A 19,026-nucleotide genomic window follows, 5' to 3' on the forward strand; every position below is an offset into this window, starting at 1 on the left:
ATGGCATCCCACACGTGCGTCTTTCCCTGAGATCGCTGCGCTCGGCTTCCGCCGGCCTCCCGTCGGCGCGCCGTTTCGCAGGCGTTCCCTTTCACCGGACCCTTTTCCGGAATTCCTTTGTGCGTCGACGCCGACAGGTCGATTCAGCGCGCCCATGGGACGCGGCATTGCCGCCTTCTCTTTTTGTCGCGCTCTTTTCCGCCTCCGCCGACGCCCGCGCCGCCGCGCCTTTTCGAGGAGTCGCCCATGCCTGCCGCCCTTCCTGCTTCCGCCGCCGTGACGTCCCGCTCCGCCGACCGCCAGGAGTCCCGCATGCCCTCCGCCGCCCGCCCCGCCGCCGCCCCGGAGCAGCCGCTCATGCCCGCCGCCGACGACCGCCAGGAGCTCCGCATGCCCTCCGCCGAACAGCCGACCGCCGCTGCGTCCCCGGTGATCGCGGACGCCTTCCCCACCGCGCCGCTCGGTCGGCTCGCCTTTTCCGCCCTCGCGCCGAACGCGCTCGTCCCGTCCGAGGAGGCCCCTGTGTCCGCCAAGCCCGACACCGCCCGCAGGTCCGGCAAGAAGACCGCGCTCAAGCGCGCCGACCGCCGTGCCGCCTCGCTCGCCCAGCGCTCCCGCGGCAACGCCCGCACGCTGCCGACCCGACGCATGAACAACCGCGCCGGCCGCTGAAGGCACGCCGTTCGCACCGCCCGGGAAGTCTCTCAGCGCCCGCCCGCCGGACCCCGGTGGAGAGCCGCTGACCGGACGGCCACCCTGTGCAGGTGAACCCTCGGCTGCCCGTGCCCTGCTTGGAGGCACGGGCGGCGCCGCCCCCTCCGCGAACCCGTGATCGGACAGAGCACGCCTCTGTCCGGTCAAGGTGCCGCTCGGCGTGCCCGCACCCGGGTTCGGGGTGCGGGCATGTTGGTTGTTCGGGCGGGGTGTGTGGACGGGCGGCGAGAGTTCCGGTGCAATGGGGGGTATGACGGGATTGGTGCTGGGGCCCCTGCTGCGGTGGGTCGGCGAGACCGGGGCGACGGTCTGGGTGGAGACCTCCGAAGCCTGCGAGGTGACCGTGCTCGGCCGGACCGAGCCGACCTTCGCGGTGCACGGGCACCACTACGCGCTGGTCGACGTGGACGGGCTGGAGCCCGGCACCGCCACCCCGTACGAGGTGCGCCTCGACGGGCGGCGGGTATGGCCCGAAGCGGGCAGCGAGTTCCCGCCGAGCGTCATCCGGACCGTCGATCCGAAGCGCCCCGCGGCCGTCGCGTTCGGCTCGTGCCGGGTGGCGCCCGCGGCGGCCGAGACCCACGGGATCGACGCGCTGAGCGCCTTCGCGCACACGCTGAAGAACGGCGCGGCCTTCCCCGACGTGCTCCTGATGATCGGCGACCAGGTGTACGCAGACGGCACGGGCGAGCGGATGCAGGCGTTCATCCGGGGCCGCCGCGACATCTCGCTGCCGCCCGGCGACGAGATCGCCGACTTCGAGGAGTACACCGAGCTGTACCGCCTCGCCTGGACGACCGACCCTGCCGTCCGCTGGCTGCTGTCGACGGTGCCGACCCGCAGCGTCTTCGACGACCACGACGTCCGCGACGACTGGAACACCTCCTACGCGTGGCGCAAGAGCATGGACGCCGAGCCGTGGTGGCGGCGGCGGATCGTCAGCGGGATCGGCGCCTACTGGGTCTACCAGCACCTCGGCAATCTCTCGCCCGAGGAGCGGCGGGCCGACAAGGTGCTGGCCGCGGTCCGCGGCGCGGCCGACGGCGGCGCCGCACTCGACGAGTTCGCCGACCTCGCCGACCGGGAGCCCGCCACCGCCCGCTGGTCCTTCCGGTTCGACCTGGGCCGGACCCGCGTGGTCGTCGTGGACAGCAGGGCGTCCCGGCTGCTCACCGCCGAGCGCCGCGCCATGCTCGACGACGCCGAGCAGGCCTGGCTCGACGCGCAGCTGACGGGCGGGGTCGACCAGCTCCTCATCGCCAGCTCGCTGCCGTTCCTGCTGCCCCCGGTGATCCACTACGCGGAGGCGTGGAACGAGCCGGTGGCCGAGCGGAGCCTCGACGGGTTCGGCGAGAAACTGCGCCAGTTCGCCGACCTGGAGCACTGGGCGGCGTTCCGCACGAGCTTCGAGGCGGTCTCCCGGGCCGTCCTCGAAGTGGCGCACGGTGTCCGGGGCGTCCCGCCGAAGACGATCGCGTTCCTCGGCGGCGACATCCACTACAGCTACCTGGCCAAGGCCGAGGGCGGCCTCCCGATCTACCAGGCCGTCTGCTCCCCGTTCCGCAATCCCCTCGCCGGCCCCTTCAAGTGGGCCAACCGCCTCGCGTCCCTGCGCCTGCTGAGCGGCCCCGCCCGCCTCTTCGCCAAGACCACCGGCGTCCGCCGCCCCCCGTTCACCTGGCGCCTGACCGACGGCCCCTGGTTCAAGAACGCCATCGCCACGATCACCCCCGACTCCGTCGTCTGGCAGACCCCCACCTCAGCGACGTCCCTGCGGGCCCTCCGATCCGCCCCGCTCGAACCGCGCTGAGCCAGGGAGGATCGACGCCGAGGAAGTTATCCACAACTTGTGGGCGGCGGCTCCGGGCCCGGGGCCCGTGATGTCTACTGGAGATCAGATGGCGAAAGTCTGTTCGAAGGGGGTCGCCATGGGGGGATGGGGCGCAGTCTGGTCGGCCGTGATCGCCGTCTTTGTCTTTCGGCAATACGGAGGAGAGGGGCGCTTGGCCCGTCCGGTGGTTGTCTGGGGCTTCTTCGTCTTCGATCGGAGGGTCTGCATGCGACGGAGTCTGGCCGCGTCGGCCGCGATGTGTGCGATCGCCTTCTTGACCTCGGGTGTGCCCGCGACGTCGGCCGCCGCCAAACCGCCGCCCGGCCTGGGCTCGGCCCTCAGCGGCATGGTGGCGGGACTCCCGGTCCTGGGCCCAGCCGTCGACCCGTTGGCCGGCGGCCTGTCCGGCGGCCTGAACCACAGCTCAGGCCTGGTGCCCAGCCTCTAGGCGGCGTGAGAGCAGACGGGTCAGGCGTCCAGGAGGGCGTCGTATTCGTCTTCGGGGCGGCCGAGGTCGACGCGGGCGCGGAAGCGGAGGCGCAGGAGGCCCTCGAGGCTTTCAGCGGCGTCGCCGCGGGTGCGCTCGGGGAGCGCGAGCACGAGGTCGGCACCGTGGGTGGACCAGGTGTGGGCACCGAGGAGGTCGCCGTGCTCGTAGAGGATCTCGGCGACCGACCGGTACACCTCGGGATCGGTCGGGGCGCTGTCGCGGATCTCGGCGAGCAGGCCGATCGCTCCGGCGTTGTCGCCGAGCTTCAGCAGGGCGTCGGCGAGATAGACACGGGCGTCGCCGTAGGTCTCGCCGCCGTCTTCGATGGCGCGGCGGTACACCTCGGCCGCGTGGGAGTGGTCGCCCGCGTGCTGGAACTGCTCGCCGGCGCGCAGGAGCAGCATCGCGCGGGTCAGGCCCTCGTCCCGGGTCGCGTTGTCCGCCCAGTCGGCGAACGTCAACGCCGCGGTGCGGTGTTCTCCGGTCCGCAGGCTGTCGAACTCCAGGTCGTCGAGATCGCCTTCGGTCACGTGGGTCACGGCTTAGACGTTACCCGCGCTCCCCCGGCAAAACCGGGAGATTACTCAAGATCGACGGAAGTGGCGGGGAGGGTCACCGACGGGAGCGTTCGAGCGCGTCCCAGAATCCGCGGCGCAGCGAGTGCCGGACCTCGTCGTGCAGGAGGAAGTCGATCGGCAGCGCCGAGCCCTGGAGCAGCCTGGCCTCCAGGTCCGAGGGCATCCGCGGCTTGCGGGCCAGCACGGCCTCCAGCCAGAGCGCGGGGGCGTCGCGGGCGACCGACTCGCCGAAGTCCTGGCCTTCGGTGTGCGCGGCCTTCACCGCGTCCGAAAGGCTCGGCCCCTGCGCGGGCGCGGGCTGCGGCACCGCGGGCAGCGCGGGCGAGGCCGTGAAGGCCGCCGCCGCGGGAGCCGCCGTGTAGCCGACGGGCGCGGCGGGCGGCGGGGGCGTCAGCGGATAGGACGAGGGCAGCGCGCCGTAGGGCGAGCTTGATCCCGTGGAGCCGAACTGGGAGGAGGGGGCGGTGCCGAACGACGCGGCCGCGGAGGACTGCGCCGGGGCGGGCGCCGCGAACGGGTTGGGCGTGATCGCACCCGAGGTCAGGTAGCTCGGCTCGGGAACCGGGGTCGCGTAGCTCGGCTCGGACACGGGGGACGCGTAGCTCTGCTCCGGAACCGGCGTCGCGTAGCTGGGCTGCGCGGGCGCGGGAGCCTGCGGCGCCGACGGGCTGGAGAAGGGGATGCCGCTGAGCACATGGGAGCCGGTGGAGGACGGCGAGGAGAGCTGCGGCGTGCCGATCGCCGCGGGCGCGGCGGCCGGTGCGGGCGTGATCGGAGCGGCGGGAGCCGAGTGGGCGAGGCCGTTCGCGAGGGAGGAGAGTGCGGAGCCGTTGGGGGAGGCCGCGAGCACGCTCGCCAGGGAGGCGGGCATGGAGGAGGGTATGGACGAAGGCATGGCGGCCGGCGGGGAGGCGGGCATGGACGGCTCGGCGCTCGCGGTGTAGGCGGCATAGGGGCGCAGGTGCCCGGCGCCGATCTCGATGAGGTCGTCGCACTCCTGGCGGAGCACCCGGGAGATGGTCCAGTTGCCCTCGACCGCGACGTGCACGACGGTGACGCGGATGCCGAGGTCCTGGGCGTCCTGGAGCACGGTGGCGAGGTCCTCGTCGCCGCTCACCACGACGGCGTCGGCGATGGCGCCGTTGCGGGCGAGGGTCATGAGGTCGCGGTGCAGTTCGGCGTCGACGCTCTCGCGGCGGCCCGGACGGCTCCGGCTCAGCCGCAGCTTCAGCCCGGGAAGGTCGGCGAGCGCCTCCTGCTCGGGAGTGCGGCGGCCCTCCACACTGGTCTCGTACCAGTAGCAGCGCAGCAGGGGCATCCCGGCGCGCTCCCGGGCGAGGTCGCCGAGCAGCTGGAGGAGCCCTGCGAAGTCCCAGGACACCTGCTCGCGCTGGCGGACTCCGTGCACGGCCATCCCGCCGTCGGCGAGCAGGTAGCCGGCGTCTACGAACAGCGCACAGCGTTCCACAAGGCAACACCTCTCCGACCCCGAGTGGAGGTCTGCGACCCGAATCGACCCAGCTCAGAGCCCGGGCGGCTCCAGCCTAATGAAAGCCACTCCCGCCGTAAGCCGTTCCGGCGATTCGTCATCCTCTTACCGTGCCCGTACCGGGCGCAAGGGTGAGGACGCAGGTGGAGTGGCCGAAGACGATGGCTGCGCGGGGACGCTACCAGCCGTTCCGGACGGCCTGTTAAGGAGTTCACATCTTCTTTACGGCGGATCTCGACAACGGTCAGCTTCGCAGCGGAGCCGTTACCGTCACCACACCGGCGACATAGGCGTCGGCCTTGGTGCTGAGCACGATCGACGATTTCCCGCCGAGTTCCGCGCTGTGCCCGATCACGTCGACGCCGAAGGCCAGGGGCTGCCCGATAGCGCCCTCCGCGACGCTCTTGAAGGCGTTGGGGCCGCCGAGCCTCTTGCCGTCCAGGGTGATCGCGTCGTCGGCGAGCTCCTCGTCGCCCTCCCAGGCGACGAAGCCGAGTTCGGACGGGACCGCCGCGGGCAGAAGGCCGTCCAGCGGCACCTGGAGGGTGTCGGCGCCGGTGGGGCCGAGCGCGCGCGCTCCGTCGAGCACCATCGCGCGGCTGAGCGGTGCCGAGACGTCCTCGGCCACGACGACGAGGCTCCAGCCCGCGTAGTGGCCGACTCCTTCGCCGCCTTGCACGTCGGCGACGGTCCACTCGCCTGTGCCGCCCGCCTTCACCTGGGCGGTCACGTCGGCGAAGGACTGGTAGGCCTGGTAGCCGGGGAGGTCCACGACGTCGGTCTGCTCGGTCTCGACGGTCTTGTAGCCGCCGGACGGGCCGCTCAGTTTGGCCGTGGCGCCTTCCCGCCCGGTTCCCGACCAGTACAGACCCGCGAAGAGGACCCGGCCTGGCAGGGCGAGCCGCGCGGAGCTGGAGCGGGTGGTGGCGGGGTCGGCGTCCGTGTCCAGGGAGGACATCGGCCACAGGTCGTTGTCGAGCCTGGGGCCTTTGCGCTGCCTTGCCTCGGCGCAGCCGTGCTCGGCCTCCCGGCAGCTCAGCAGGGCGTTGCCGACGCGGTGGACGCGCACCCGCCCGTCGACCGCGTACCGCGCGGGCAGGCCGGCGGCCAGCACGCCCGCCTTTCCGCGGGCCGTGACGCGGGTCCCCGAGGAGCGGACGGCGACGGACGGGGCCACGCCGCGCGGGGCTCCCCGCGCGACGTCGACGTGCAGATAGGCCGCCGAAGAACGGCCGGCGGGCAGGCCCGCACGGGTGCATCGCAGCTCGGCGTCCTCGGGACGGCAGGACCAGCCGTCGCCGAAGGGCGCACGGGCCGCCTGGAACCGCGGAGCGGAGTGGGAGATCCGGACCGGGGCCGTTCCGGTTCCGGTGCCGTCGAGGACGACTCCCTGCGGGAGCGTCACGTCGGCGACGATGCCTCCGGACGCGCCTCGGCCCTCGTTCCGCACGGCGAGGGCGATGATGCCCCGGCTGCCGGGCACGAGCGCCCCCACCGTCCCGATCTCCGCGCGCAGCACCGGGGAGGGCGCCGACGGCGCGGACGTGGCGGCCGGAGTCGCTGAGGTGCCCGGGGCGGCCAAGGACACGGACGGCCCCGCGGGCCGGCCCGGCCTGTCGGGCACCGCGAACGGGAAGGGCATGGCGGAGGGCCGGTGCTTCGCCGGCTCGGTGCCCGCGGCTGAGTCGGCGGGCGCGCCGGGCGCGGGGGCCCCGACGGCCGGTGGCGCCCCCGCACCCGGCGCGGACGGCGCCGTGTTCGAGGCGGGCCAGGCCATGCCCGCCGCGGCCAGCAGCGCCGCCGCGACGCCCGCGCCCGCGGCGGTGCGGCCGCGCCGCGGGGCGCGGCCCCAGAGCAGGCCGAGCGCGGCCAGGCCGCCCTTGGCGAGGTAGGAGGACGCGGCGAGGCCGAGGACGAGCGGGCCCACGACCGAGCCGAGGCCGTCGTTGAGCGAGGAGAGCTCGTCGTAGACGCCCTGGCAGACGGGGCATTCGCGCAGGTGCCTGTCCATCCGCTCCCGGCCGCGCGACCTCTCGGGTTCGCGGACGAGCGCGGGGAGCATGTCGAGCACGGCCGCGCAGGCCGCGTCCCTGCCCACCGGGGCGTGCATCCGCAGATAGGCGCGCCGGAGCCCTTCGCGGGCGCGGAGCGCGAGCACCGCGGTGCCGTTGGCGCTGAGCCCGAGGATCTTGCCCGCCTGCGCGGGCTTCTCCCCCTCGACGACCGTGTGCCACAGGACGGCCTGCCAGCGGTCGGGCAGGGAGAGGTACGCCCGGGCGACCAGTTCGTTCTCCAGCCCTGCCAGTGCCGGATCGACGAACGGAACGCCCGGGTCGTAGCTCTCGATGGCGTCGGTGCTGGTCTCGCGGGAACGCCGCCGGTAGCGGTCGACGACGGTCCGGCGCAGCGAGGTGAGCAGATAGGGCCGGAACGCGTCCTCCGGGCCTCCGCCGCGCTGGAGCACGGCGAGGACCCTGGTGAACGTGTCGGCGACGGCATCGTCGGCCTCGGCGTCACCGTCCACGAGCGATCGCGCGAGACGTCGCGCCGCGTCCTTGTGCCGTTCGTACAGCACCCCGTACACGGCGGTGTCGCCTTGCCGTATGCGCTCGATGAGCTCGGCGTCGCTCGGCCCGACGGCCTTCTGCTCCCCCATGGCACCCCCTTTGCAGCCGCGCAGTAATCTATTGGCTACGGACAGTGCTTAGGGGTGTTTCCGCGAACCGAGTCGTGACCCGTGGTCGCGACGATCTTTACCGAACTTCTCCGCCGCCTCGCGAACGCGCCACCAGCGGGCCCCGAGCAGGCCCCCGAACATGCGACGAGCGCGGCACGCCGTCCGTGCCGCGCTCGTGGCGCCCGCCCGCAGGCGGACCCGTCACAGTTGGGCGATCATCTTGCTGAGCGCCTCCGAGAGGTTCTCCGGCTCCGTGTGGGTGGTCTCCCAGGCACGGGCCCTGGCCGCCTTCAGCCGGGCGTCGTCGGGCGACGTGGCGAGGAAGCAGCAGGGCGCGTCCGGCCAGTCGCCGCCCGGGGCGGGCAGGTCGGCATCGAGGAAGACGTAGCCGCCGACCAGCCGGTGTGCGGCCTTCTGGGCCCCTGCGAGCGAGGGCAGCAGCGGTCCGGCGCACCCGTACCCGACCAGCACCAGCGGGGCCTCCGGGGCCGCCGCGGCGATGGCCAGTGACGAGCCCGCGACGTAGCGGGCGCCGGTGGCTGGATCATCGGTGGGCTGCGGAACGACGACGTGCAGCCCCTGTGTGCGCAGTTCGTCGGCAAGCCCGCCGGGAAGCGGTGCGCCGAGGAGGACGAGAGTGCCTGGCGTCATGCACCCATCGTTACATCCCGCACCCACCCGGGTGCCGACCGGGACCCCGTCGACCCTAGTCTTGACCTGTGAGTGACCGCGAAGAACTGCTGCAAGAGATCAAGACGAAGGCCGTCGTCCACGGCGACTTCACCCTTTCCTCCGGCCAGAAGGCCTCGTTCTACGTGGATCTGCGCCGGGTCACCCTCGACGGCCGCGCGGCCCCCCTCGTGGGCCGCGTGATGCTGGACCTGACCACGGACCTCGGCTACACCGCCGTCGGCGGCCTCACCCTGGGCGCGGACCCCGTCGCCACGGCGATGCTGCACGCCGCCGCCGCGCGCGGCCAGACGCTCGACGCGTTCGTGGTGCGCAAGGCCGCCAAGCAGCACGGGATGCAGCGCCGGATCGAGGGCCCGGACATCGCGGGCAAGCGCGTGCTGATCGTGGAGGACACCTCGACGACCGGCGGATCGCCGCTGACGGCGGTCGAGGCGGCCCGCGAGGCCGGGGCGACCGTCGTCGGGGTGGCCACCGTGGTGGAGCGCAGCGCGGCCGAGCCGATCACCGCGGCGGGCCTGGAGTACCGCTACGCCTTCGACCTGGAGTCCCTGGGCCTGTAGGACGCGCCTCCCGGCTCGTCTCGCCGGGGTCCGGTCAGTCTTCGACGCTGCGGACCTCGGCGGAGCCCTTGACGAAGGAGATCGTCACCTCGCCGGCGGGCAGGTCCATCGCCTTGCCCCTGACGTTGACGCGGACGGCCGAGGAGTCGCCGATCGTGACGTCGACGTCGGGCCACAGCACCTCGCGCAGGTCGCCCTTGACGAAATGGCCGCGCCAGTAGACAGGGGTGTTCCCTGGGCCGGCGGCGAAGACCTCGACCTTGCGCACGAACTTGATCGTCGCGTAGACCGTGCGGTCCTCGTCGGTGGCGGCCTTGTCCAGCGGAGTGGTCGATCCGGCCTCGGCCACGGAATCGGTGGGTCCCACCGATTCGGATTTCATGGAACTCACCAGGGCTGTTCCGCCGACCACCACCAGACCGAGGGCGAGCGCCACGCCCACGGCGATGATCAGGATGTTGACGAGACCACGAGGGTCATTACGGTGACGGCCCACGAGATGAGACTAGCGACACAAGTGGGGTCCAGCGAACGAAACCGCACATCCGTGACCCACGAGACCAACCACTGTTCACTACCCCAGTCACGGCTTTTCACTCGACCCGCACTTCAAGGTCGAACCACGCAGCGCAGTCAAACCCCATCCGGAGCGCCACCGAACGCGTACGAGATAGTAGGAGGCAGAGGCAGACCATCGCCGCACCCTCCTGCGGCACCACCGTGCGCGCACGGTGGCTGACCTGCCCCGGATGAGAGGAACACAGCATGCCCATCGCCACTCCCGAGGTCTACGCGGAGATGCTCGACCGCGCCAAGCAGGGCGGGTTCGCCTACCCGGCGATCAACGTGACCTCCAGCCAGACGCTCAACGCCGCCCTGCGCGGCTTCGCCGAGGCGGAGAGCGACGGCATCATCCAGGTCTCGACCGGTGGAGCGGAGTACCTGTCCGGTTCCCTCAAGAGCATGGTCACCGGCTCCGTCGCGTTCGCCGAGTACGCCCGCGTCGTCGCCGCCGAGTACGACGTCAAGATCGCGCTGCACACCGACCACTGCCCCAAGGACAAGCTCGACGGCTTCATGCGGCCGCTGATCAAGATCTCCCAGGAGCGCGTCGCCCGCGGCGAGGAGCCCCTGTTCCAGTCGCACATGTGGGACGGCTCGGCCGTGCCGCTGAAGGAGAACCTGGAGATCGCGGTCGACCTGCTCGCCGAGTCCGTCAAGGCCCGGACGATCATGGAGATGGAGATCGGCGTCGTCGGCGGCGAGGAGGACGGCGTCTCCCACGAGATCAACGAGAAGCTGTACACCACCGTCGAGGACGCCCTGGAGACCGCCGCCGCGGTCGGCACCGGCGACCACGGCCGGTACATCCTGGCCGCCACCTTCGGCAACGTGCACGGCGTCTACAAGCCGGGCGCCGTGAAGCTCCGCCCGGAGGTCCTCAAGGACCTCCAGGACGCCGTCGGCGCCCAGTACGGCAAGGACAAGCCGTTCGACCTGGTGTTCCACGGCGGCTCCGGCTCGTCGCTGGAGGAGATCCGCGAGGCCCTCTCCTACGGCGTGATCAAGATGAACATCGACACCGACACCCAGTACGCGTTCACGCGCCCCGTCGCCGGCCACATGTTCAGCAACTACGACGGCGTCCTGAAGATCGACGGCGAGGTCGGCAACAAGAAGCTGTACGACCCGCGCTCGTGGGGCAAGGCCGCCGAGGCCGCCATGTCGGCCCGCGTCGTGACGGCCTGCGAGGACCTCCTCTCGGCCGGCAAGAAGATCAAGTAGGGCCCTCGGCGGTCTCACCAGGGACCCTGCGGACCAGAGCGGGGGCCGGGATGCCTAGCATGCGGGTATGAGCCAGAACCTGCTGGGCGGCCCGGCCCCCACCCTTCTTCCCGACGAGCCCGAGGCCGCGAAGCTCCTCGCCGACGGCGTCGAGCCGCACGAGGTGGCGGCCAAGTTCCCGACCTACCCGGCGGCCTGGGCCCTCCTCGCCGACACCGCCTTCGAGCGCGGCGACGTCATCGAGTCCTACGCGTTCGCCCGCACCGGCTACCACCGCGGCCTGGACGCGCTGCGGCGCAACGGCTGGAAGGGCCACGGGCCGGTTCCGTGGGAGCACGAGCCCAACCGCGGCTTCCTGCGCTGCCTGGCCGCACTCGGCCGCGCAGCCGCCGCGATCGGCGAGGAGGGCGAGGCCGAGCGCTGCCGGACGTTCCTGCGCGACTCCAGTGAGACCGCCGCGCAGGCTCTGGCCTGACCTCGCAGTTTCCGTGCCGGACCGCTCCGGGTAGTATCTGATCGCAAGAGGCCCCTTGTTCGCTTGCGATCAGGGGCTTTTCTATTGGCCTTGAAGGAGATCGTCAGATGCCGGCCATCGTGCTCGTCGGTGCTCAGTGGGGCGACGAAGGCAAGGGAAAGGCGACCGACCTGCTCGGCGGGAAGGTCGACTACGTCGTCCGCTACCAGGGGGGCAACAACGCCGGACACACCGTCGTCATCGGGGACAAGTCGTACGCGCTTCACCTGCTGCCGTCGGGAATCCTGTCCCCTGACGTCGTGCCGGTCATCGGCAACGGCGTCGTGATCGACCCCGGGGTGCTGCTGCAGGAGATCGAGGGCCTCGTGGCCCGCGGCGTGGACTGCTCACGCCTGCTGATCTCGGCGAACGCCCATCTGATCATGCCCCACCACCGCGCCCTGGACAAGGTGTCCGAACGCTACCTGGGCAAGGCCCGGATCGGCACCACCGGACGCGGTATCGGGCCCGCCTACGGCGACAAGATCGCGCGCATGGGCGTGCGGGTGCAGGACCTCTTCGACCCCGGCATCCTCCAGAAGAAGGTGGAGCTGTCGCTGCGGGAGAAGAACCAGGTCCTCACCAAGGTCTACAACCGGCGCCCGATGCTGGTCGAGCCGATCGTCGAGGAGTACCTCGGCTACGGCGAGCGGCTGCGCCCATTCGTCGCCAACACCGAACTGGTCGTCAACCAGGCGCTCGACGCCGGAAAGGTCGTCCTGCTGGAAGGCGCCCAGGGCACGCTCCTCGACGTCGACCACGGCACCTACCCGTTCGTCACGTCGTCCTCGCCCACGTCGGGCGGCGCGTGCGCCGGCTCCGGCGTCGGACCGACGAAGGTGACGGGCGTCATCGGCATCCTCAAGGCGTACACGACCCGCGTCGGGTCGGGACCGTTCCCGACCGAGTTGCTCGACGACATGGGCGAGTACCTGCGCACCACCGGCGGCGAGTACGGCGTCACCACCGGCCGCGACCGTCGCTGCGGCTGGTTCGACGCGGTCATCGCCCGGTACGCCGCCCGCGTCAACGGCGTCACGGACTTCTTCCTCACCAAGCTCGACGTGCTGTCGGGCCTGAAGGAGATCCCGATCTGCGTCGCCTACGACGTCGAGGGCGTCCGGCACGACGAGATGCCGTCGAACCAGACGGACTTCCACCACGCGAAGCCCGTCCTCGAGGTCATGCCGGGCTGGAACGAGGACATCACCGGCGCCAAGACGTTCGACGACCTGCCGCCGAACGCCCAGGCGTACGTCCGGCGGCTCGAGGAGCTGTCGGGCGCCCCGATCTCGGCGATCGGCGTCGGCCCCGGCCGAGACCAGACACTCACACTGCGTGACTTGATCTGACGTTCTGCGGGCTCGCCCGCAGGTGTCGCGTCCTTCACACCCCCCGATCGAACGGCTGCTAGAAGGCTTCTCCTACGCTGGCCAGGAGTTGTTCTTCCACCGGCAACCGGCACGATCGGGGGGTGTTACATTACTGTGCGTAATCTTGGCCGTATGGACCGACGTGTCGAACTCCAGGGGCATCGCGGTGCTCGCGGCCTTCGTCCCGAAAACACCCTTCCGGCCTTCGCCCACGCGCTCGCGCTCGGGGTCGACGCCGTCGAGTTCGACGTCGGGTTCTGCGCGGACGGCGCCGTGGTGCTGCACCACGACCAGACCGTCTCGTCGCTGACGGCCCGGGACACCGCGCCGGCCTTCCCGGGGGATCCGATGTTCCCGTACGTCGGGCGGCCCATCCGGACACTGCGGCTCGACCAGCTCAGGACCCTGGACTGCGGGATGCGCGCCGACGATCCCGCCGACCCCTACCGCCGCACCGCGCTGGCGCTGCCCGGCACGCCCCCGGCGACGCTCGCCGAGGTGTGCGCGCTGCTCGCCCCGGCGGAGAGCGTGCGGCTGTGCGTCGAGTTGAAGACCGACCCGTCCTGGCCGGACGCCGAGGTCGGGGTCTTCGTCTCCGAGGTGCTGGCCGTCCTCGCCGCGCACGGCCTGCTGCACCGGACGCGGCTGCTCGGCTTCGACTGGCGGTTCCTCAAGCACACGCGGCGGCTGGCGCCGTCGGTGGCGCGGGTCGCGCTGGCCGAGCCCCCGACCCTCACCGACTCCTCCTGGCTGGCCGGCGCGGACCCGCGCGATCCGGCCCTGTCGGCGCTGTCCGAAGGCGCGACGATCTTCTCGCCGCAGTACACGATGCTCGACGAGGCCCTGTTCGAGCGCGCGACCGGACTCGGCCTCCCCGTGACGGTCTGGACGGTCAACACAGCCGAGGAGATGGCCAGGTATCTCGCCATGGGCGTCGCGGCGATCGTCACCGACTACCCCGATCTGCTCCGGACCGTCATGGCGGCGCACGGGCAGACCCTTCCCGAGCCGTACGCCCCGCTGGACGCGGCCCTTTTGAGGTCCGCGGCCGTCGTCGCATGACCGTTTCGGTGTAGCCCGGGACAAAGGCGGCGACCGGGAGGTACAACCCACCTATGCGATCGCATGACGGACCCCTCCCCGCCATGCCGCTCTCCCGGCGCGGCCTGCTCGGGCTCGGCGCCCGGGCCCTGGGCGGAACCGCGCTCGCCGCGACCGCGTCGGCGGGATGCGCCCGGTCCGCCGGGCGCTCAGGCGAACTGACCGTGATGACGCACGCGGGCGAGTTCGACGAGGCGGCCCGGCGCGAGGCCGAACGGGTCCTCGGCGTGCGCGTCCGCCGGATCGACCCCGACCTCACCCGGCTCACCGCGATGCTCGCCGAAGGCGGCCCCCCGGACGTCATCAGGGGGAGCGGCGTCATCGACACGCCCTTCCTCGCGGCGTCCCGGCTCGCCCTCGACCTCGACCCCCACCTCGCGGCGAGCAGGGTCCTGAACGCCGCCGACCTCGAACCCGTCGGCGACGCGTGGCGGTTCGACGGCGTCCGGCAGGGGACCGGGCCCCGGTACGGACTCGTCAAGGACTACTCCCAGGACGGGATGTTCTGGTGCGATGCCTCCCTTTTCGATCGCGCCGGGGTGCCCCTGCCCGACCCGTCCCGGCCCCTCGGCCACGACGCCTGGCTCGACCTGGCGCGCTCGTTGACCGTCCGCGAGGGAGGCCGGACCACCACCTACGGCCTCGACGTGACCGCCCTCGGCGGATTCGTCCAGCTCCTGGGGATGACCGCGTCGGCCGGCGGGCGGATCTTCGGCGACGACCTCGCGACCGTCGACTTCTCCGCGCCGGAACCGAGGGAGGTCCTGCGCTGGTACCTCGCCTACGTCCGGGCGCGGACCGGCTTCAGCCCCGTCGACATGAACCCCGACGGATGGCCGTGGCCCGCCTTCCAGGCGCGCCGGATGGCCATGGTGATGTCCGGGTACTGGCTCGGCGCGCTGATCGCCGAAGAGCCCGCGCTGCCCGAAGACGCCGTGCTGATGCCCGCGCCGTCGTTCGGCGGGCCGCGAGTCAGCCCCTGCTACGCCGCCGCGGGGCTGTGGATCCCCCGCACCTGCCCCGTTCCCGAGACCGCCTGGGCGTTCTTCGAGTGGTACTTCGCCGGGGCGCCCGCCCGTGACCGCGCCGACCAGGGTTTCGGCGTGCCGCCCCGCACCTCGCTGCGGTCCCGGCTGCCCGCCGCCGAGCCGTTCCAGAAGCAGGCGCTGGAGGTGCAGAACGCGGAACTGCCCTACCTGGAGATCCTGTCCTTCACCCCTTACGCGCGCGAGGAGGCGCTGGACTCCGCCGTCAACCGGGTCGTCCCCGAGGTCTTCGCGCGCGACGCCTCGCCCGGCGCCCTCGCCGACCAGCTCAACACCGCGATCAACGAGGTCCTCGCGCGCGGCAGGAAACGGATCGGGTGAGTGCCGCGGTGGCCCGGAGGAGCCGCGTCTTCTACGTGTTCGTCCTTCCGTGGCTCCTCGGGTTCGTCGCCCTCACCGCGTTCCCTCTGACCTACGCCTTCTGGTTGAGCCTTACGAACGCCGATGTGCTCTCTCAGGACAGCGACTACATCGGAGCCGCCAACTACGCCGAACTGCTCCACGATGCGCGAGCGGGTGAGGCGCTCGCCCGTACCGCCTTGTTCACCTTGACGACCGTCCCTGCCAGCGTCGTCGGCGGACTCCTCTTGGCCGTCCTCGTACAGCACCCCCTACCGGGCCGCGCCTTCTACCGGGCGGCGTTCTTCCTCCCCGCGGTGGTGCCCCCGGTGGCGACGGCGATCGCGTTCAAGGCCCTGTTCGCCCGCGACACCGGGGCCGTCAACGGCCTGCTCGACCTCGTCGGGGCAGACGCCCTCGCGTGGACCGAGGGGCCGCACCTGACCGCCGTGCTGGTCTGCCTGGCCCTGTGGGGGGTCGGGAGCCTCATGACGATCTCGCTGGCGGCCCTCCAGGACGTGCCGCGCGAACTCTTCGACGCCGCCCGTGTGGACGGCGCCGGGTCCCTGCGCACGTTCACCGCGGTCACCCTGCCGCTCGTCTCACCCGTCCTGCTGTTCCAGGCCGTCATCGGGATCACCTCGGGGCTGCAGACCTTCCTGCCCGCCCTTCTGCTGGCCCCCGGCTCCGGCGCGGGCGACCTCACCACGATCCCGCAGGGCGGCTACTTCTTCATGGTCCACGTCTATGTCGCGTACTTCGCCGATGGGCGCTTCGGGTACGCCTCCGCGTTGCTGTGGGTCCTCTTCCTGCTCACCCTCGCCTGCACAGGGGTGCTGTTCAAGCTCTCCCGAAGGTTCATCTTCACCTTGGTCGGCCCTGGGGGCGGTCGTCCTTGAGACGTCCCTTCCTGCACCTGTCTCTCGTCAGCCTGGCGGTGCTCTTCCTGAGCCCCCTGCTGTGGCTGCTGCTCGCCGCGTTGAAGGGCCCCTCCGAACAGGCGTCGATGGACCGGCTGCCCGCCCGGCCCCACTGGGGGAATTTCGCCGAGGCGTTCACTCGGATCGACTTCTCCGGGCACCTGCTCAACTCCCTCACCCTGTCCGGCCTCTACGCGGTGCTCACGACGGCCATCTCCGCCTGCGCGGGCTACGGCTTCGCACGCCTCACCGCACGCGGGGAGAGACCCCTGTTCGCGCTGCTGGTCATGACGATGATGACCCCCGGCATCGTCACCCTCGTCCCCACCTACCTGCTGTTCGCGCGCCTCGGCCTCGTCGGCACGTACTGGCCGTGGGTCCTGTGGGGGCTCGGCGGCAGCGCCTACATCGTCTTCCTCTTCCGGCAGTTCTTCGCCGCCATCCCCAGGGAGCTGGAGGACGCCGCGTTCGTCGACGGCTGCGGCCACCTCCGCATGTTCCTGCGCGTGGTCCTGCCCCAGTCCGGGCCCGCCCTGGCCGCCTCGGCGATCCTCACCTTCTCCTGGACCTGGGGCGACTGGACGGGCCCGCGCCTCCTCCTCGACGGCGAGAAGACGACGCTGGCCGTGGCCGTCCCCACGGGATACGCCGACCCGTCCGGGCACAGCGTGGACAACCTGCTCGCCGCGGGATCCCTGATGTACGTGCTCCCTCTGCTCCTGCTCTTCCTGTTCGCCCAGCGGTACTTCACCGCGGGCGCCTACGCCTCCTGGATGCGGTAGCCGATGCGCGTCCAGATCGGATCGGTGGTCGTCGAGACCGGGGCGGCGGCCCGGTCGGGCGGCCCGCCGTGGACCCTGCCGCGCCGTCCCGCGGCCTTCACCGGACGGGTCGAGGAACTCGACGAGATCGCCGCCCAGGTGGCGTCCGCGGAGCCGCCCTCGATGATCTGCCTCTGCGGGCGCCCCGGCGTCGGCAAGACGGCGCTGGCGCTGGAGACCGCGCACCGGTTCCGCGGGCGCTTCCCCGGCGGCGCCCTGTTCGCCGAGGCCCGGGCGCACAGCGGTGGCGAGCGGCTCGGCGCGATGGAGGTACTGGAGCGCTTCCTGGGCGACCTCGGCCACGCCCCGGCCCACCTTCCCGGCGACCCGGAAGCACGCGCGGCGCTCTTCCGGGAGGTCACCGCCGGCCGACGGATGCTGGTGGTCGTCGACGACGTGGTCTCCCCCGCCGACCTTCCCCTGCTGCGGCCGGCAGCCGGCTCGCTGCTGCTGGCGACCGGCAGGCGCGTCATGACCGGGCCGGACGCGGTGACCTTCGCGATCGACGGGCTGCGGCCCCGCGACGCCGTCCGGCTGCTCACCGCGGCCGGGGCGGGAGCGGGGGCCGCCGAGGAGATCGCGCGGGCCTGCGGCGGGCTCCCGCTGGCGCTGCGGATCGCCGCGGCGCGGCTCGCGCTCGACCCGGACCTGCGCGCCGCCGACCTGGCCGCGGCCCTCGCGCGCCCCCAGGGGCGGCTGGTCGCCCTGAGCGACGGCATGGGCGACCGGGCCGTCCGGGTGACCTTCGCCTCCTCCTACGCCTCCCTGGACGCGTCAGGGCAGCGCTTCTTCCGGCTGCTCGGGGCGCTCCCGCTGGCCGACCTCACGCCCGAGTCCGCGGCCGTGCTCACCGGCGCGCCCGACGCGGCGGCCCGGCTGCGCGGACTCGCCGACCTGCACCTGCTCGACGTCCGGGACGGCCACGGCGGCCCCCGCTACCGGATGCACGACCTCGTCGCGCTGTACGCGCGCGAACTGCTCGGCCCGCACCGCGGCGACGCGGCGGCCGACCGCGCCGCGGTCTGGTACGCGGCGCGCACCACCGAGCAACGCGCGGCCCTCGACCTGTCCGATACCGCGTCCGCGCGGCAGTGGTACCTGGAGGAATGGGACAACATCGTGGCCGCCGCCAGTCGGCTGTTCCGCAGCGGGCTCGTCGATGACCTGTGGCGGCTCGCCCACGCCGTGACCTCCGACGTCGACGTGCACTCCCCGTTCGGCGACTGGGAGCGGCTGTTCCACTGGGCGGCGCGGCTGTGCGCGGACGCCGGGCAGCCGGACCGGGCCGCGGGCCTGCACGAGCGGCTGGCGCTCGCCTACCGCGAGGGCATGCGGATGAAGGAGGCCTTCGAGGAGGTCGCGGCCATGCGCGAGCTGACCGCGGGCAGCGCGCGGGGGACCGCCGACGCGGACAGCGCCGAGGCGTCCCTGCTGCGCGACGAGGGAGAACTGGACCGGGCTCTGTGGCTCTCGCTGCGCGCTTACGGAGTGTTCCTGGCCGACCGCGACTGGGTCGCCGTCGGCTGGTCGCTGCACGGGCAGGCCGACATCGTGCGCGCGCAGGGGCATCCGACGCACTCCCTGCGGGTCCGCGTCGCCGAGATCGCCGCATTCACCCGGGCGGGTGACCGCTTCGGCCTCGCTTGGGCGCACCACGGCCTTGGAGAGGCGTACGTGGACCTCGGCCAGTACCCGGAGGCGGAGGCGAGCCTTCGGACGTCCCTCCGCTTCCTGACCGAACTCGGCGCCTTCAAAAGCGAAGGCTGGACCCTGGAGCTCCTCGCCAAGGTGCTGCTCCTGCGGGGCCGTGAAGATGACGCGCTCGTCCTGTGCGAAAGGGCGCTGCGCTCCTACGAGACACGCGGCAACCACGGGGATCAGGCCAGGGCGCTGGTCCTGCTCGGGGACTCCGCCGCACGCCAGGGACGCGACGCGGAGGCCGAGGCGCTCTGGCGGACCGCGCGGACCCGGCTCGCCTCGCTCGACGGCGGACGTGTCGAGGAGGTATCGGAGCGGCTTCGGTCCCGTCTCGACGGCCTGACGGAGCCGGACGCCCATGGCGATACTGGGCCATGGGGCTCGCGTTAGCGGAGGA

The 19,026-nt window shown here is 72.3% G+C and carries 17 protein-coding genes; 12 read left to right on the forward strand and 5 right to left on the reverse strand.

Annotated features, from left to right (window positions below; genetic code table 11):
• The first annotated feature begins 246 nt into the window (after window positions 1-246).
• The 3 genes from ACYVOM_RS09750 to ACYVOM_RS09760 all read left to right on the forward strand — a co-directional run bounded on the left by ACYVOM_RS09750 (window position 247) and on the right by ACYVOM_RS09760 (window position 2,993).
• Window positions 247-672 carry a hypothetical protein gene (locus ACYVOM_RS09750; protein ID WP_460302924.1) on the forward strand — a complete coding sequence of 142 codons (426 nt, stop codon included), beginning with the start codon at window positions 247-249 and terminating at the stop codon, window positions 670-672.
• Window positions 673-964: 292 nt separating this feature from the next.
• A complete protein-coding gene (locus tag ACYVOM_RS09755) occupies window positions 965-2,524 on the forward strand; it encodes an alkaline phosphatase D family protein (protein ID WP_460302925.1) in 1,560 nt (519 codons plus the stop codon).
• A 247-nt stretch (window positions 2,525-2,771) separates the two neighbouring features.
• Window positions 2,772-2,993, forward strand: coding sequence for a hypothetical protein (locus tag ACYVOM_RS09760; protein WP_460302926.1), 222 nt, complete (start codon window positions 2,772-2,774; stop codon window positions 2,991-2,993).
• Between the two features lie 20 nt (window positions 2,994-3,013).
• Here ACYVOM_RS09760 and ACYVOM_RS09765 read toward each other — a convergent pair whose 3' ends face one another.
• The 4 genes from ACYVOM_RS09765 to ACYVOM_RS09780 all read right to left on the reverse strand — a co-directional run bounded on the left by ACYVOM_RS09765 (window position 3,014) and on the right by ACYVOM_RS09780 (window position 8,430).
• On the reverse strand, window positions 3,014-3,574 hold the full coding sequence (locus ACYVOM_RS09765) for a tetratricopeptide repeat protein (protein ID WP_460302927.1): 561 nt from the start codon (window positions 3,572-3,574) through the stop codon (window positions 3,014-3,016).
• 73 nt (window positions 3,575-3,647) lie between these two features.
• Window positions 3,648-5,081: an NYN domain-containing protein gene (locus ACYVOM_RS09770; protein WP_460302928.1), complete on the reverse strand. Its 1,434-nt coding sequence runs from the start codon at window positions 5,079-5,081 to the stop codon at window positions 3,648-3,650.
• 265 nt (window positions 5,082-5,346) lie between these two features.
• A complete protein-coding gene (locus ACYVOM_RS09775) occupies window positions 5,347-7,758 on the reverse strand; it encodes a sigma-70 family RNA polymerase sigma factor (RefSeq protein WP_460302929.1) in 2,412 nt (803 codons plus the stop codon).
• 222 nt (window positions 7,759-7,980) lie between these two features.
• Window positions 7,981-8,430, reverse strand: coding sequence for a hypothetical protein (locus ACYVOM_RS09780; RefSeq protein ID WP_460302930.1), 450 nt, complete (start codon window positions 8,428-8,430; stop codon window positions 7,981-7,983).
• Window positions 8,431-8,498: 68 nt separating this feature from the next.
• Between ACYVOM_RS09780 and pyrE the strand changes: the two genes are divergently transcribed.
• Entirely contained in the window at window positions 8,499-9,032 is a 534-nt protein-coding gene (pyrE, locus tag ACYVOM_RS09785; protein ID WP_460302931.1) for an orotate phosphoribosyltransferase, read from the forward strand.
• A 34-nt stretch (window positions 9,033-9,066) separates the two neighbouring features.
• On the opposite strand, the gene ACYVOM_RS09790 is transcribed toward pyrE, so the two are convergent.
• A complete protein-coding gene (locus tag ACYVOM_RS09790; RefSeq protein WP_460302932.1) occupies window positions 9,067-9,528 on the reverse strand; it encodes a hypothetical protein in 462 nt (153 codons plus the stop codon).
• Between the two features lie 269 nt (window positions 9,529-9,797).
• Here ACYVOM_RS09790 and fbaA point away from each other — a divergent pair, with 269 nt between their 5' ends.
• From fbaA to ACYVOM_RS09830, 8 genes are all read left to right on the forward strand, one after another.
• Complete coding sequence (gene fbaA, locus ACYVOM_RS09795; RefSeq protein ID WP_460302933.1) at window positions 9,798-10,817, forward strand: class II fructose-bisphosphate aldolase; 1,020 nt, start codon at window positions 9,798-9,800, stop codon at window positions 10,815-10,817.
• A gap of 67 nt (window positions 10,818-10,884) precedes the next feature.
• On the forward strand, window positions 10,885-11,292 hold the full coding sequence (locus tag ACYVOM_RS09800) for a DUF3151 domain-containing protein (RefSeq protein ID WP_460302934.1): 408 nt from the start codon (window positions 10,885-10,887) through the stop codon (window positions 11,290-11,292).
• Between the two features lie 107 nt (window positions 11,293-11,399).
• A complete protein-coding gene (locus ACYVOM_RS09805; protein WP_460302935.1) occupies window positions 11,400-12,683 on the forward strand; it encodes an adenylosuccinate synthase in 1,284 nt (427 codons plus the stop codon).
• Window positions 12,684-12,836: 153 nt separating this feature from the next.
• Window positions 12,837-13,766 (forward strand): glycerophosphodiester phosphodiesterase family protein, encoded by a 930-nt coding sequence (locus ACYVOM_RS09810; protein WP_460302936.1) that lies wholly within the window; start codon window positions 12,837-12,839, stop codon window positions 13,764-13,766.
• Between the two features lie 53 nt (window positions 13,767-13,819).
• Window positions 13,820-15,172, forward strand: a complete 1,353-nt coding sequence (locus ACYVOM_RS09815) for an ABC transporter substrate-binding protein (protein WP_460302937.1) — start codon at window positions 13,820-13,822, stop codon at window positions 15,170-15,172.
• Complete coding sequence (locus ACYVOM_RS09820) at window positions 15,169-16,089, forward strand: carbohydrate ABC transporter permease (protein WP_460302938.1); 921 nt, start codon at window positions 15,169-15,171, stop codon at window positions 16,087-16,089. Before ACYVOM_RS09815 ends, ACYVOM_RS09820 begins: the two co-directional genes overlap by 4 nt.
• Entirely contained in the window at window positions 16,086-16,892 is an 807-nt protein-coding gene (locus ACYVOM_RS09825; RefSeq protein ID WP_460302939.1) for a carbohydrate ABC transporter permease, read from the forward strand. Before ACYVOM_RS09820 ends, ACYVOM_RS09825 begins: the two co-directional genes overlap by 4 nt.
• A gap of 3 nt (window positions 16,893-16,895) precedes the next feature.
• Entirely contained in the window at window positions 16,896-19,019 is a 2,124-nt protein-coding gene (locus ACYVOM_RS09830; protein WP_460302940.1) for a tetratricopeptide repeat protein, read from the forward strand.
• The last annotated feature ends 7 nt before the right edge of the window (window positions 19,020-19,026 follow it).

This window comes from Actinocorallia aurea (genome assembly GCF_054783995.1).